This window comes from Peterkaempfera podocarpi, from assembly GCF_042466665.1.
In the GTDB taxonomy this organism is placed as follows: domain Bacteria; phylum Actinomycetota; class Actinomycetes; order Streptomycetales; family Streptomycetaceae; genus Peterkaempfera; species Peterkaempfera podocarpi.
Map to the genome: position 1 here is coordinate 6,780,362 of NZ_CP162102.1, position 14,037 is coordinate 6,794,398.

The 14,037-nt window shown below is 73.7% G+C and carries 10 protein-coding genes and 1 pseudogene; 3 read left to right on the forward strand and 8 right to left on the reverse strand.

The window, feature by feature from the left end; all coding sequences use genetic code 11:
- Positions 1 to 39: 39 nt before the first annotated feature.
- The 7 genes and pseudogenes from AB0761_RS29885 to AB0761_RS29915 form a co-directional block, all read right to left on the reverse strand.
- Complete coding sequence (locus AB0761_RS29885; RefSeq protein ID WP_377272251.1) at positions 40 to 1,551, reverse strand: sodium:solute symporter family protein; 1,512 nt, start codon at positions 1,549 to 1,551, stop codon at positions 40 to 42.
- Between the two features lie 186 nt (positions 1,552 to 1,737).
- Positions 1,738 to 3,005: pseudogene (locus AB0761_RS29890) on the reverse strand (glucarate dehydratase family protein).
- Positions 3,002 to 3,925, reverse strand: a complete 924-nt coding sequence (locus AB0761_RS29895) for a 5-dehydro-4-deoxyglucarate dehydratase (protein WP_377272252.1) — start codon at positions 3,923 to 3,925, stop codon at positions 3,002 to 3,004. The pseudogene AB0761_RS29890 and the gene AB0761_RS29895 overlap by 4 nt, the downstream one beginning before the upstream one ends.
- Positions 3,926 to 4,001: 76 nt before the next feature.
- Positions 4,002 to 5,165, reverse strand: coding sequence for an XdhC family protein (locus tag AB0761_RS29900; RefSeq protein ID WP_377272253.1), 1,164 nt, complete (start codon positions 5,163 to 5,165; stop codon positions 4,002 to 4,004).
- 49 nt (positions 5,166 to 5,214) lie between these two features.
- Positions 5,215 to 7,590, reverse strand: coding sequence for a xanthine dehydrogenase subunit D (gene pucD, locus AB0761_RS29905; protein WP_377272254.1), 2,376 nt, complete (start codon positions 7,588 to 7,590; stop codon positions 5,215 to 5,217).
- Positions 7,590 to 8,075 carry a (2Fe-2S)-binding protein gene (locus tag AB0761_RS29910; RefSeq protein WP_377272255.1) on the reverse strand — a complete coding sequence of 162 codons (486 nt, stop codon included), beginning with the start codon at positions 8,073 to 8,075 and terminating at the stop codon, positions 7,590 to 7,592. The genes pucD and AB0761_RS29910 overlap by 1 nt, the downstream gene beginning before the upstream one ends.
- Complete coding sequence (locus AB0761_RS29915; protein ID WP_377272256.1) at positions 8,072 to 8,962, reverse strand: FAD binding domain-containing protein; 891 nt, start codon at positions 8,960 to 8,962, stop codon at positions 8,072 to 8,074. Before AB0761_RS29915 ends, AB0761_RS29910 begins: the two co-directional genes overlap by 4 nt.
- A gap of 359 nt (positions 8,963 to 9,321) precedes the next feature.
- Here AB0761_RS29915 and AB0761_RS29920 point away from each other — a divergent pair, with 359 nt between their 5' ends.
- Positions 9,322 to 10,941, forward strand: coding sequence for a PucR family transcriptional regulator (locus tag AB0761_RS29920; protein WP_377272258.1), 1,620 nt, complete (start codon positions 9,322 to 9,324; stop codon positions 10,939 to 10,941).
- A 6-nt stretch (positions 10,942 to 10,947) separates the two neighbouring features.
- Here the strand turns inward: AB0761_RS29920 and AB0761_RS29925 are convergent, their stop codons facing one another.
- Positions 10,948 to 11,334, reverse strand: coding sequence for an STAS domain-containing protein (locus tag AB0761_RS29925; protein ID WP_377272259.1), 387 nt, complete (start codon positions 11,332 to 11,334; stop codon positions 10,948 to 10,950).
- A gap of 460 nt (positions 11,335 to 11,794) precedes the next feature.
- Between AB0761_RS29925 and AB0761_RS29930 the strand changes: the two genes are divergently transcribed.
- Together AB0761_RS29930 and AB0761_RS29935 are read left to right on the forward strand one after the other, a co-directional pair.
- Entirely contained in the window at positions 11,795 to 12,925 is a 1,131-nt protein-coding gene (locus AB0761_RS29930) for an ROK family glucokinase (protein WP_377274392.1), read from the forward strand.
- An 85-nt stretch (positions 12,926 to 13,010) separates the two neighbouring features.
- Entirely contained in the window at positions 13,011 to 13,961 is a 951-nt protein-coding gene (locus AB0761_RS29935; protein ID WP_377272260.1) for an NAD(P)-dependent oxidoreductase, read from the forward strand.
- The last annotated feature ends 76 nt before the right edge of the window (positions 13,962 to 14,037 follow it).

The following is a 14,037-nucleotide window of genomic DNA, read 5'->3' on the forward strand; positions in this document are numbered from 1 at the left end:
CTGGTGGGTACGAAAGATTTCGATCGGTGAAACCGCAGGTCAGAGCTGAGCGGCCACCGGGGTCCGAGCCTCGGAGCTGCTCTGCGGGCCGGGCGAGACCGCTGCGGTGATGGCGTCCGCCTCGGGGTTGGGCTCGGGCAGGACCAGGCCCACGAGGACATAGACGGCCAGCGAGGTGATCAGCGGGGTGGAGATGATCACGGTCTGGTCGGAGCTGCCGATCCCCCACTTCACCAGCGCATAGGCACCGAGGCCGAGCGCCCAGGAGGACAGCGCCGCACGGGCGCCCCAGCGGCGGAACAGCGGCAGCAGGCCCAGCAGCATCGGGATGGAGATGGGGCCCATCACGGCTGCGACCAGTCCGACGATGATGCCCAGCACTCCGCCGAAGTGGGCGGACTCGATGGCCACCAGCATGGAGACGGTGATGAAGGCGACCGTGCACGCCCGGGCGGCGAGCAGCCCGCCCTCGGTGGTCATGGTGCGGGCGCGGCGGGAGAGCACCGGGAGGATGTCCCGGGTGACCACTGCGGAGATGGCGTTGGCGTCGGAGGAGGCCATCGCCATGGTGTGGGAGAACATTCCGGCGAGGGTCAGGCCGACCAGGCCGGCGGGCAGGTAGGACTGCGCCATCAGGGCGTAGACCTTCTGCGGGTCCGCCAGACCGGGCATCAGCACCGGCGCGGCCACCGGAGGCAGCAGCAGGACCACCGGCCACACGATGTACAGCACGGCGGAGAGCCCGGCCGAGCGGCGGGCGGCCGCCGGGGAGTCCGTGGCCATGTAGCGCTGGGCCAGGTTCCACATGCCGCCGTTGTACTCGAAGAGCTTGACGATGACATAGGCGCTCAGGAAGCCGGCGGTGTACGGGCCCACCAGCGGATGGCCGTGCCCGGAGGGGAGCTTGTTCCAGAGGTCGCCCAGGTGGGAGACGCCACCGAGCCGGTCGACCACCACCCAGATCATCGCCAGCGCGGCGATGCCCTGGATCACGAACTGGCCGAAGTCGGTGAGCGCGTCGGCCCACAGGCCGCCGACGGTGCAGTAGAGCAGGGTGACGATGCCGGTGAGCAGGATGCCGAGGTTCATCGACATGCCGGTGAAGACGTTCAGCAGGATGGCCACCGACGCCCACTTGGCCGCCACGTCGAAGACCTTCAGCAGGGCTCCGCTCCAGGCCAGCGCCTGCTGGGTGGGGATGTTGTAGCGCTTGGCCAGGTACTCCAGCGGCGAGGCGACGGCATAGCGCTGCCTGAGCCGGTTCCAGCGCGGGGCGAACAGCCAGGCGCCGATGCCGGTGCCGAGGGCGAGGGGCAGGAACGCCCAGACGTAGACGGTGATGCCGTAGTTGTAGGCGACCGCCGCATAGGCGACGAACACCGCGGCGCTGTAACCGGACATGTGGTGCGAGATACCGGAAAGCCACCAGGGCATCCGTCCGCCGCCGGTGAAGTAGTCGCTCACATCGGTGATGCGCCGGTGCGACCAGATGCCGATGAACAGCATCACCAGGAAGTAGCCGCAGAGAGCGGCCCAGTCGAGCCATGCCATGGGGGGACAACTCCTCGTTGCCGAGGTCCCTGCTGCCCGCGATCCGCGGGAGCGGGAGAGATGGGTGTGAGGGATCCATCGCCGTACGGGGTTCACCCGTGAGGGCATGGCCCTCATGGGGTGTGCGATGGCCAGGTGGTGCGCCGGCTGCCCCCGTGACAGGGGGTCAACCGGCACCTGGGCAGGTCACCAGCGCGGCGACTTCTTCTCGTAGCTGGGGTCGATGCGCTGCATGTAGCCCGTGTCGTCCCGGTTGCGCAGCCCGCAGGCCAGGTACTGCTCATGCAGCCGGGCCAGCGCGTCACGGTCCAGCTCCACGCCCAGACCGGGGGTGCGGGGCACCCGTACGGAGCCGTCGGTGAAGCTCAGCACGCCCGGCTGGATGACCTCCTCGGTCTTCCACGGCCAGTGGGTGTCGCAGGCGTAGGTGAGGTTGGGGGTGGCGGCGGCGAGATGCGTCATGGCCGCCAGGCTGATCCCCAGGTGGGAGTTGGAGTGCATGGACAGGCCCATGCCGAAGGTGTCGCAGATGCCCGACAGCAGCTTGGAGCGGTGCGCCCGCCCCAGTAGTGATGGTCGGAGAGCACCACCTGCACGGAGTCCCGGGCGATGGCCGACGGCAGCTCGTCGAAGGCCACCACGCACATATTGGTGGCCAGCGGCATGGAGGCCTCCCTGGCCACCTGTGCCATCCCGTCCTGGCCGGGGGTGGGGTCCTCCAGGTACTCCAGGACGCCGTCCAGCCGGCGGGCCACCTCGATCGAGGTCTCCACCGTCCAGGCCGCGTTGGGGTCCAGCCGCAGCGGCACCCCGGGGAAGGCCGTGTGCAGCGCCTTCACCGCCTCGATCTCCTCCTCGGGCGGCAGCACACCGCCCTTGAGCTTGATCGCGCCGAAGCCGTACTGGTCGACCATGCGCTGCGCCTGGGCGACGATCCCCGCCGGGTCCAGGGCCTCGCCCCACTCGTCCGGCTCGGCGCCGGGGTGCCCGGCCCACTTGTAGAAGAGATAGGCGCTGAACGGGACGGACTCCCGTACGGCGCCGCCCAGCAGGTCCGACACCGGTACCCCGGCGGCCCGGCCCTGGATGTCCAGGCAGGCCACCTCGAAGGGCGAGAAGACCCGGTCCACGGTGGAGGAGGAGGTGATCAGACCGGTGAGGCCGTGGCCGTCGCTGCCGGTGTCGCCGCCCAGAACCTCGGCGATCCGCTGGTACATGGTGCCCAGCGCATGCACCTCCAGCCCGGTGATCGCGGCGGCCGCGGCCCGCAGCCGCTGCAGATGGCCCTCGTCGGCGTAGGTCTCGCCGAGGCCGCTGATCCCCTGGTCGGTGCTGATCTCCACAATGGCGCGCAGCGCGTACGGCTCATGGACGCCGACGGCGTTCAGCAGCGCGGGGTCCCGGAAGGCAACGGGGGTGATCTCCACCCCGGTGATCCGCAGGGTGTCGCTCATCGGGCGGCCACCTCCGCGCAGACGGCCAGTCCGGCCTCGGTGATCCGGGCCAGCTCGGCCAGGTGCTCCGGGGTGGGGTCGACCAGCGGCGCGCGCACCCCGCCGACGTCCAGGCCGCGCTGCCGCACCGCAGCCTTGACCAGGGAGACGGCATAGCCGGGCGCCTTGTGGCGCAGGGCGATCAGGGGGTGGAAGAACTCGGCGAGCAGCCGCTCGACCACCGCGTCGTCGCCCTCGGTCACAGCCCGGTGGAAGGCGAGCGAGATCTCCGGTGCGAAGCAGAACACGGCCGAGGAGTAGAGCTCCACGCCGATGCCGCGGTAGGCCGGGACCGTCCCCTCGGCGGTGGGCATGCCGTTGAAGAACTGGAACTCCTTGCCGTCGGCGGCCATCGCGCGGCGGACCGCGGTGACGATCCGGGAGAGCAGGTCCAGATCGCCGTAGCCGTCCTTGAAGCCGACCACCCGCGGCAGCCGGGCCACCTCGACCGCCGAGGCGACGTCGAAGCAGGCGGTGGCACGGTGGTAGACGATCACCGGCAGCTCACTCGCCTCCGAGACCTGGCGGGTGTAGTCCACCAGCCCGGCCGGCGGGCCCTGCACCAGGTACGGGGGCATCAGCAGCAGGCCGTCGGCGCCGGCCTGCTGGGCGGTGCGGGCGCACTCCTGGGCGAGCGGCAGCGCGCCGCCGGCGCCGGCGAACACGGGCACCCGGCCGTCGGCGACCTCCACCGCGGTGCGCACGACCTCGGCGTACTCACGCGGGTGAAGCGCATGGAACTCGCCGGTGCCACAGGCGACGAAGATCCCGCCGGGGCCGGCCTCCAGACCGCTGCGCACATGGTCGGCGAGCGCCTTGAGGTCGACCGACCCGTCGGGGGCGAACGGAGTCACCGGGAAGAACAACACGCCGTCGAGCATGGGGGACCTCGCTTGTCCACATCCTTGAACGCACTTCATATGTGCGAATCTGCTCGCGACTGTAGATGCGGCCCGCTCAGCCGGTCAAGGCGGCCCAGGGCGCCGAGGGCGTCGCACCGTCTCGGTGAATCGGCCCGTTCCCGCAGGTCAGCGGGGTGCATGAGCCGCCGCGCCGATGGGCGACGATCTCGGCGGCCACCGCGACCGCCGTCTCCTCCGGGGTACGTGCCCCCAGGTCCAGACCGATCGGCGAGCGCAGCCGACCCAACGCGGCCTCCCCCACCCCCGCCGCACGCAGCCGTTCCAGCCGCTCACGGTGGGTGCGCCGCGACCCCATCGCCCCCACATAGGCGACCGGCAGCCGCAGCGCCTCCACCAGCAGCGGCACATCGAACTTGGGATCATGGGTGAGCACACACACCACGGTGCGCCCGTCCAGCGCCCCGGTGGCCGCCTCCCGCGCCAGATAGCGGTGCGGCCACTCCACCACCACCTCGTCGGCGGCCGGGAAGCGGCGCCGGGTGGCGAAAACCCCGCGGGCGTCGCACACCGTCACCCGGTAGCCCAGGAACACCCCGATGCCCGCCACCGCCGCGGCGAAGTCGATCGCGCCGAAGACCAGCATCCGCGGAGCCGGCACCGACGACTGCACAGAGAGCACCACCCCGTCCGGATCCTCCGCACCGCAGGGCCGCCCCTCCCGGTCCAGCACCAGCCGCCCGGTGCGCCCCACGTCCAGCATCGCCCGTGCCTCGGCGATCACCGCCCGCTCCAGCGGTGCCGAGTCCAGCCCGCCGGCGCACTCCGCGGCGGTCACCGCCAGCGCCCGCCCCACCGGCTCCCCGGGCCCGCCCACCACCTCCACCAGTGCCACCGGCGTCCCCGAGGCGATGGCGGCCAGCCCCGCGTCCAGCGCCGGATCGTCCCCCGGGCGCACCCGCCGCACCAGCACCTCCAGCGACCCCCCGCAGGTCAGCCCCACCGCAAAGGCGTCCTCGCTGCTGTAGCCGAACCGCTGCACCACCGGCTGTCCGCTCTCCAGCACCTCCTGGCACAGCTCGTACACCGCCCCCTCCACACACCCCCCGGAGACACTGCCGACCGCCTCGCCGTCCTCGTCCACGGCCAGCGAGGCACCGGGGTCCCGGGGCGCGCTGCCCGCGACCGACACCACCGTGGCCAGCGCGAAGGGTCGCCCCGCGGTGTGCCATGCGATCAGCTGCCCGGCGATCTCCTGCATCTCGGAGGCTCCTAACTCCCGCGGCCCGAGGGTCTCGGTGACGAGGGTGTCACCCCGTCGGCGGCGGCTGGACGGTGAGGTGCTCGGGCCGCACCGGCACCCGGTCCAGTGCCAGCCCGGTCGCCGCCCGGATCGCCGACACCACCGCCGGGGTCGAGGACAGGGTGGGGGCCTCGCCGGCACCGCGCAGCCCGTACGGGGCATGCGGGTCGGCCAGTTCCAGCACGTCCACCGGCTGGGGCGGGGTGTCCAGGATGGTGGGGATCAGATAGTCGGTGAAGGACGGGTTGCGTACCTTCCCCGCGCTGACCTGGATCTCCTCCATCACCGCGAGGCCCAGCCCCTGCACCGAGCCGCCGTGGATCTGGCCCACCACCGCGGAGGGGTTCACCGCCCGGCCCACATCCTGCGCGGCGGCCAGCTCCACCACCCGGACCAGGCCCAGCTCCACATCCACGTCCACCACCGCCCGATGGGCGCAGAAGGAGTACTGGACATGGCCGAACCCCTGCCCGGTCTCCGGATGCAGCGGCTGGGTCGGCCGGTGCCGGTACACCCGGGTCTCCTCGATGCACTCCTCGCCCAGCAGGTCCGCCACCCCGGCCAGCACCCCGTCGGCGGCCGACACCACCTTGCCGCCGGCCAGCGAGAGGTCGTCCTGCGTCCATCCGTACCGGGCGCGGCCCTTGGCGAACAGCGCCGCCCGCACCGCCTCGCAGGTCAGCCGCACCGCACCGCCGGTCATATAGGTCTGCCGTGAGGCGGAGGTGGAGCCGGCCGAGCCCACCCCGGTGTCCGCCGGGTGGATCGTCACCCGCTCCACACCCAGCTCGGTACGGGCGATCTGCCCGTGCACGGTGACTCCGCCCTGGCCGACCTCCGCCGCCGCGGTGTGCACCATGGCCACGGGCTCCCCGCCGATCACCTCCAGCCGGACCCGGGCCGTGGAGTAGTCGTCGAAGCCCTCGGAGAACCCCACGTTCTTGATCCCCACGGCATAGCCGACGCCGCGCACCACGCCCTCGCCGTGTGTGCTGTTGGAGAGCGCTCCCGGCAGCTCCCGCACATCCGGCCCGGCGGCGGGCGGCAGCGGCAGCGCCTTGACCCGCCGCAGCAGCTCGGCCACCGGGGCGGGGGAGTCGATCCGCTGCCCGGTGGGCAGCGAGGAGCCCTCGCTGACCGCGTTGCGCTGCCGCAGCTCCACCGGGTCCATGTCCAGCGCGGCGGCCAGCCGGTCCAGCTGCGACTCGTAGGCGAAGCAGGCCTGCACCGCCCCGAAGCCGCGCATCGCCCCGCACGGGGGGTTGTTGGTGTACAGCGCCAGCGCCTCCATCGAGACATGGGGCACCACATACGGCCCCACGCCCAGTGACGCGGCATTGCCGACCACCGCGGGGGAGGAGGAGGCATAGGCGCCGCCGTCCAGCACGATCCGGGCCTCGACATAGACCAGCCGGCCGTCCCGGGTGGCGCCGTGCTCATAGCGGAGGGTCGCCGGGTGGCGGTGCACATGCCCGAAGAAGGACTCCTCGCGGCCGTACACCACCTTCACCGGGCGGCCGGTGCGCTGCGCCAGCAGGCAGGCGTGGATCTGCATCGACAGATCCTCCCGGCCGCCGAACGCGCCGCCCACCCCGGCCAGCGAGATCCGCACCAACTCCTCCGGCAGGCCCAGCACCGGGGCCATCTGCCGCCGGTCCACATGGAGCCACTGGGTGGCGACATAGAGGTCCACACCGCCGTCCTCGGCGGGGACGGCAAGGCCCGACTCGGGCCCGAGGAACGCCTGGTCCTGCATCCCGACCCGGTACTCGCCGCGCACCACCACATCGGCCCGGGCGCGCACGGCGTCGGTCACCCCGCCGCCGCTGACCACCCGCTGCCGGTGCAGCACATTGCCGGCCGCCTTGCCCCGGTACTCGGCGGGGGTGTGGACATACCCGTACCGCCCGGGGTCCAGCGCCTGCTCCTCGGTGCAGATCGGCTCCAGCACCTCGTAGTCCACGGCGATGGCGGCCACCGCCCGGCGGGCGGTCTCCGGATGGTCCGCGGCCACGATCGCCACCGGCTCACCGTGGTAGCGCACCTGGTCCACGGCGAGTGCCGGCTGGTCCTCGATCTCCAGGCCGTAGGTCTTGCGGCCCGGTACGTCCTCATGGGTGAGCACCGCGTGCACCCCCGGCACGGCCAGTGCGGCGGAGATGTCCACCGAGCGGATCCTGGCGCGGGCGTGCGGGGCGCGCAGCGCCATCCCCCAGAGCATGTCCTCCGCCCACAGGTCGGAGGAGTAGGCGAACTCACCGCGCACCTTGAGGATCCCGTCCGGGCGCGCCGCGCTGGCGCCGACACCGTGCGGGTGATCGGTGGTGATCTTCTCCAGGTTCTTCTCACCGCGCAGCGCACCGCGCGGACCGGGGGCACCCATCAGCCGTCCACCTCGGCCTTCGCACTCCTGCGGGCGGCGGCCAGCCGTACCGCGTCCATGATCTTCTCGTACCCCGTGCAGCGGCAGAGATTGCCCGACAGGGCCTCCCTGATGCCGGAGTCCGACGGCTGGGGGTCTCGCTCCAGCAGCGCATGGGCCTGCACCAGCAGGCCGGGGGTGCAGAAGCCGCACTGCACGGCGCCCGCGTCCAGGAACGCCTGCTGCACCGGGTCCAGGCCGTGCTCGTCCGCCAGCCCCTCCACGGTGCGGACCTCCCGGCCCTCCACCTGGCCGGCCGCCACCAGGCAGGAGCAGACCGGCGAGCCGTCCAGATAGACCGTGCAGGAACCGCACTCGCCCTGCTCGCAGGCGTTCTTGGAGCCCGGCAGGCCGAGCCGCTCCCGCAGCACGTACAGCAGCGACTCGCCCTCCCACACATCGTCGGCGACCACCGGGCGCCCATTGGCCGTGAAGCCGATCCTCATGCCGCGCTCCTCTCCAGCCGCTCGCCGTACTCGGCCCAGCACCAGGCCAGGGTGCGGCGCGCCATCACCGCCAGGGCATGCCGCCGGTACTGCGCACTGCCCCGCACATCGTCGATCGGGCTGGCGGCCGCGGCGACCAGCTCACCGAACCGCCGTACCACCGCATCGTCCAGCGCACCGCCGCTCTCCCACAGGCCGCCCTCGGACAGTGCCGCGGCCAGGAACTCCTCAGCGGCGACCGCCCGGCGCGGCGTGGGGGCCGCCGAGCCCAGCCCGGTGCCCACCGTGCGGTCGTCGGGGTGCAGGGCGAGGGCGAAGGCGCAGACCGCGATCACCATGGCATTGCGGGTGCCGATCTTGGAGAACTGCTGGGGGCCGTCCGCCACCGGGATGCGCACGGCCCGGATCAGCTCGTCCGGCTCCAGCGCATGCCGCTTCACCCCCAGATAGAAGGCGTCGATCGGGATCAGCCGGGTGCCGCGCACCGACGCCGCCTCCACCTGCACCCCGCGGCCCGCCGCCAGCAGCGGCGGATGGGAGTCGCCCGCCGGGGACGCCGCACCCAGATTGCCCCCCACGCTGCCCCGGTTGCGGATCTGCGGGGAGCCCACCGTGCGCGCCGCCAGCGCCAGACCGGGCAGCGGCGCGGACAGCTCCTCGATGATCCGCGCGTACGGCACCGAGGCGCCGAGCCGCACCACCGCGCCGTCCGACTCCCAGCGGCCCAGCTCGGCGACGCCGCCCAGGTCCAGCAGCGCGGGTGGCCGGCGGCGGTCGAAGTTCAGTTCCACCATCACATCGGTGCCACCGGCGATCGGCACCGCCAGGGGCAGCTCGGCCTTCAGCGCCAGCGCCTCGTCCCAGGTGGCGGGCCGCAGGAACTCCATCCGGGTCTCCCTTGCGTAGGACGCACCTCCTCCGCCCAGTACACACGCAGCCACCCGCTCACGGGCAGTCACCGATGCCATGAACCCTGAAGCCCCGTCCGCCCCCGACTCCTGTAGTTTTCTCCAAAGGGACGGTCCCGCGCGGCCCGGGGCCACGCTCCTGACCTGCGGCAGGCAACGGCGCCCAGGCCGCTCCCGACCGCCGCCCGGAGCCAGGGGGGCGCGTCCGTCCGGCCCATGCCGTCGATCGTCCGATCGTCCGGCGTCGCTCGGCCGGGTGCACGCTGAGGTGTGCGGGCGCCGGGCGCGCAGCACGGCGCACCCGCTCGTGCACGCATTCGCCAGGAGGAGGCACCACCATGCGGGTCGCCGCGCTGCTCGCCCCCGGCGCGCCACGGCTGCGGCTGCTGGTCGGCGAAGGGGAGCTGGACCGGCAGGTCACCGGGGTGATGACCACCGATCTGCACGACCCCGGCCGGTACCTCCACGGGGGTGAACTGGTCCTCACCGGGATGCTCTGGCGCACCGCCCCCGAGGACAGCGAACGGTTCGTGCGGGTCCTGGCCGAGGCCGGAGCCGTTGCCCTGGCAGCGGGCGAGGCCGAGGTGGGGCCGGTCCCGGCAGACCTCGTCCAGGCCTGCCGTCGGCACCGGATGCCGCTGCTGGCCGTCCCCGAGGACATCGCCTTCGCATCCGTCGCCGAGTACGTCGGCCGGCAGATCTCCGCCGACCGCGCCGCCGACCTGGCCGCCCTGGTGGAACGCCACCGGCTGCTGGTCTCCGCGGTCGGCGGCACCGGCCTGGACGCGGTGCTGGATCTGCTCGGCGGCGACCTCGACCTGGACTGCTGGGTGCTCGCCCCCACCGGCCGGATGGTCGCCGGCCCGCCCCACCGGCTGCCGGCCGCCGACCGGGAGCGGCTGGTGCGCACCCATCTCGCCGCGCGCCGCCGCCGGGCCGCCCCACCGCACCGGGCCCGGCTGCACGGGCAGCCGTACTCGCTGCTCCCCGCGCCCGCCGATGCGGCGGCCGAGGCACCGCTGGCCGACTGGCTGCTGGCCCTCGCCGGCGATGTCACCGAATGGACCGCCAAGCGCCGTCAGCTCGCCGACAACCTGGCACGGCTGGTCGCCGCGGAACGGGTGCGCCGGGACGAGGGCCGAGCGCTGCGCCGCCGGCTGGCGGACGAGGTCTCGGCCCTGCTGCGGCAGGAGACGGGGGCCGCCGGCATCGGCCGGGCCCTGTACGCGGCCGAGGCGATGTCGGGGCCGGGGCCCCAGCGCCCGCCCGCCGCCTGGGTGGTGGTCGCGGGCGAGAGCACCGGGCTGCCCCCCGGTGCGCTGCGGGCGGCCCTGGAGGAGGCGCTGACCGCGGCCGCCGACGACCGCGCCCTGGTCGCCGCAGCCGCACCGGACCGGGGGGCCGCACCGGACCAGGGGGACGGCGACGGCAGCGGAGCCCTGGTGGTCCTGCCCGCCCCCGAGGCCGGCACCCCCGCCGATCTGCTGCGCGAACTGCTGGCCCCGCTGGAGGCCGGACTCGGCCCGGACGACCGGATCACCCTGGGGGTGAGCGCACCCGCCGCCGAACCGGGCGCACTGCGCGGCGCCTGGGAGGAGGCCCGCCATGCCCGCCGGATCGCGGAGGCCCGCAGCGGGCGGATCTGCGTCGCCGGTCCCGAGGAGCTGGCCTCGCACATCCTGCTGCTGGCCGCCGTCCCCGAAGAGGTCCGGCGCGCCTTCCGCAGCAGGCTGCTGGACCCCGTCGCCGACTACGACCGCGACCACCAGGCGGACCTGCTGCCCACCCTGGACGCCTTCCTGCGTGCCGACGGCTCCTGGACCCGCTGTGCGGCGGAGCTCCACGTCCATGTCAACACCCTGCGCTACCGGATCGGCCGGATCGAGGAGTTGACCGGGCGTCAGCTGTCGCGGATGGAGGACCGGGTGGACTTCTACCTCGCGCTGGCGCTCGGCTGAGGCAGGTCAGCGGGCGATGTCCAGGCCGGGCGTGCTGTCCCAGCCGACGACGCGCATCACCCGGCGCAGATGAGGGGCGAGGCCGTGCAGCACCAGCCGCCGCTCGCCGTCACCGAAGAGCGCGGTGGCGGTGTGCACCAGCAGCCGGCACCCGCCGACATCCATGAACTCCAGCCCCGACAGCTCCAGATGAAGGCTCGCCGGACCGCCGGCCGACCCGGAGGGAGGCCGGGTCTCCGCGGACAGCACACCGGCGAGGCGGGTCACATTGGAGGCGTCCACATCCCCCGTCAGGGCGAGCCGGCCGCGGCGGCCGGTTCTGAAGATCCGCAGCAGCCCGTCCTCGTACACCGGCTCGTGCGGTTCGGCGGTGCGGCGCAGCAGTGTCTCCACGTGGCGCCCCCTTCCCGAGGCGGAGGCCGGCCGCCGGCTCGGCGGTTGGTGTTCCCAGACTCTATGCGCAGCCTGCCACTTCTGTCACCGGTTGCGCACACTGCGCTACCAGCCTGCGGTGTGCCTCCGCGCACCCGTGCGCGCCCGGTCGATGTGTGCCGCACCGTGCCGGGACCGGTGGTGCGCCCTGGTTGCGTATAGTCGCCGGGGCGCGGGACTCCCCCGGGACGGACGGTGGAAGCGGCTGCCGCGCCCCGGCCGGACGGGCGGGGCGAGCGGTGGGCGGAGCGGTCCACCACCGGGGGCGACCGGCGGCTTTGTGTGCGGGTGGCTCGGCTGGGACCCCGGGCGGGGCGCTCCGGGCCCGGCCGGCACCCGGGCTGGATCCCGACACGGCGGAGGCGGAGCGGAATTGAGCGGCAGCGGCGACCCCAAGCGGGAGAAGAACGGCAAGTTCTCCATGATCGGCTCCGGCTCGGGAACCGGCTCCGGCCTCGGCGGCCGCGGCGGCCGGACCGCGCACCGCAGTGCCAGCCGCCGGCGCCGGTCGGTGCACCTCAGCTCGCTGCGGCTGCCCACCATCGGCATCGACATCGGCGGCACCAAGGTGGCCGCCGGTGTGGTGGATGCGGACGGCCAGGTGCTGGAGCGGCTGCGTACCGAGACCCCCGACAAGAGCAAGAGCCCCAGGGTGGTCGAGGACACCATCGTGGAGCTGGTCCTCGACCTGGCCGACCGGCACGTCGTCCATGCGGTGGGCATCGGCGCGGCGGGCTGGGTGGACGCCGACCGCTCCAAGGTGCTCTTCGCGCCGCACCTCAACTGGCGCGGCGAGCCGCTGCAGCAGGCCCTGAGCGAGCGGCTGCGCTTCCCGGTGATCGTCGAGAACGACGCCAACGCCGCCGCCTGGGCCGAGTGGCGCTTCGGAGCCGGACGCGGCGAGGACCACCTGGTGATGATCACTCTGGGGACCGGTATCGGCGGCGCCATCGTCAAGGAGGGGCTGCTGGAAAGAGGCCGCTGGGGCATGGCCGGGGAGTTCGGCCATATGCAGGTGGTGCCGGGCGGCCACCGCTGCCCCTGCGGCAACCGCGGCTGCTGGGAGCAGTACTCCTCGGGCAACGCCCTGGTCCGCGAGGCGCGCGAGCTGGCCGCTGCGGAGTCACCGGTGGCCGAGCCGTTGCTGGAGCGGGTGGCCGGGGATGTCTCCGCCATCACCGGCCCGCTGGTCACCGAGGCCGCCCAGGACGGCGACGCGGTGGCCGTGGAGCTGCTGCACGATGTCGGCCGCTGGCTGGGCGTCGGCATCGCCAATCTCGCGGCCGCGCTGGACCCGGGCCGGTTCGTCATCGGCGGCGGGGTCTCGGCCGCCGGGGACCTGTTGCTCGGCCCGGCCCAGGACGCCTTCCGCCGTACCCTGACCGGCCGCGGCTTCCGCCCCGAGGCGCAGATCGTCCTGGCCGAACTCGGCAATGAGGCGGGCCTGGTGGGCGCCGCGGACCTGGCCCGGCAGGTCGCCCGGCGCTTCCGCACCGTCAAGCGGCGGCGGGTGGAGCGCTGGGGCGGCGCCCCGGACCGCGGCGAAGGCTGAGCGGCGGCAGCGGGGCGGGGTGGAGCTCGGCGGGGCGGAGCCGGGCGGTGGAAGCGCGTGGTGGGCGCGATACGTTGGGCCGATCATGACGACTCTGCGTGTACTGCTCCATCCCGGCCTGCTCGACAGCACGGAACTGCCCCCGGACCTCGCCGGACGGGTCGAACTGGTGGAGATCCCTGGCGAGGGCCCGCTGCCCGACGGCCTCACCGCCGAGGCGCTGTTCACCTACAACGCCGGCGCCGCCAACCTCGCCGACGCCCTCTCCCGCGACGTGCGCTGGGTCCACCTCTACGGCACCGGGCTGGACCGCGCCGACCTGCCGACGCTGACCGCCGGCGGACGGACGGTCACCAACTCGTCGGGGGCCGGAGCGGTGCCCATCTCCGAATGGGTGCTGGCCGTGATGCTGGCCGAGGCCAAGCAGCTGCCGGAGAGCTGGGGGGAGCCCGGCGACGGCCGCGCCTGGGGCGGCCCTTACGGACTCCGGGGTCTGCACGGCAAGCGCCTCGGGCTGATCGGACTCGGCGGTATCGGGCAGGCCGTCGCCGTCCGGGCGCTGGCGTTCGGCATGGAGGTACGGGCTCTGCGCCGCACCGGCGGGCCCAGCCCGGTGCCCGGGGTGGAGGTGGTCGGCAGCCTGGAGCAGGTGCTGGACGGTGCGGACCATGTGGTGGTGACCGCCCCGCTCACCCCGGCCACCCGCGGCCTGCTGGACGCCCGGGCCTTCGGTGCGATGAAGCCGGGGGTCCACCTGGTCAACATCGCCCGGGGAGCCATCGTCGACCAGGAGGCGCTGCGTGCCGCCCTCGATGACGGCACCGTGGCCCGCGCCTCGCTGGATGTCGTGCATCCCGAGCCGCTGCCGTCCGGCCACTGGCTCTGGTCGCACCCGTCGGTGCGGCTCAGCGCCCATGTCTCCTGGGAGTGGGAGCAGGCCCGCACCACCGCCGCCGAGATCTTCTTCGCCAATCTCCGCCGCCGCCTTGCGGGCGAGCCCCTCCGGCATGTGATCGACGGGGCGGAGGGCTACTGACGCCGGGCCTGTCCCGGGCCGGCCACCGGCGTCGCCGCCATGTCGGCGATGCGCTCCGCGGCGGAGCCGGCGGCCG

Bases quoted from the DNA above. Each gene is read 5' to 3' on its own strand.
- AB0761_RS29915 (WP_377272256.1), bottom strand. From the start codon at position 8,962: ATGGAGTTCCTGCGGCCCGCCACCTGGGACGAGGCGCTGGCGCTGAAG.
- AB0761_RS29895 (WP_377272252.1), bottom strand. From the start codon at position 3,925: ATGCTCGACGGCGTGTTGTTCTTCCCGGTGACTCCGTTCGCCCCCGAC.
- AB0761_RS29920 (WP_377272258.1), top strand. From the start codon at position 9,322: ATGCGGGTCGCCGCGCTGCTCGCCCCCGGCGCGCCACGGCTGCGGCTG.
- AB0761_RS29935 (WP_377272260.1), top strand. From the start codon at position 13,011: ATGACGACTCTGCGTGTACTGCTCCATCCCGGCCTGCTCGACAGCACG.
- AB0761_RS29930 (WP_377274392.1), top strand. From the start codon at position 11,795: ATGATCGGCTCCGGCTCGGGAACCGGCTCCGGCCTCGGCGGCCGCGGC.
- pucD (WP_377272254.1), bottom strand. From the start codon at position 7,590: ATGGGTGCCCCCGGTCCGCGCGGTGCGCTGCGCGGTGAGAAGAACCTG.
- AB0761_RS29900 (WP_377272253.1), bottom strand. From the start codon at position 5,165: ATGCAGGAGATCGCCGGGCAGCTGATCGCATGGCACACCGCGGGGCGA.
- AB0761_RS29910 (WP_377272255.1), bottom strand. From the start codon at position 8,075: ATGAGGATCGGCTTCACGGCCAATGGGCGCCCGGTGGTCGCCGACGAT.
- AB0761_RS29885 (WP_377272251.1), bottom strand. From the start codon at position 1,551: ATGGCATGGCTCGACTGGGCCGCTCTCTGCGGCTACTTCCTGGTGATG.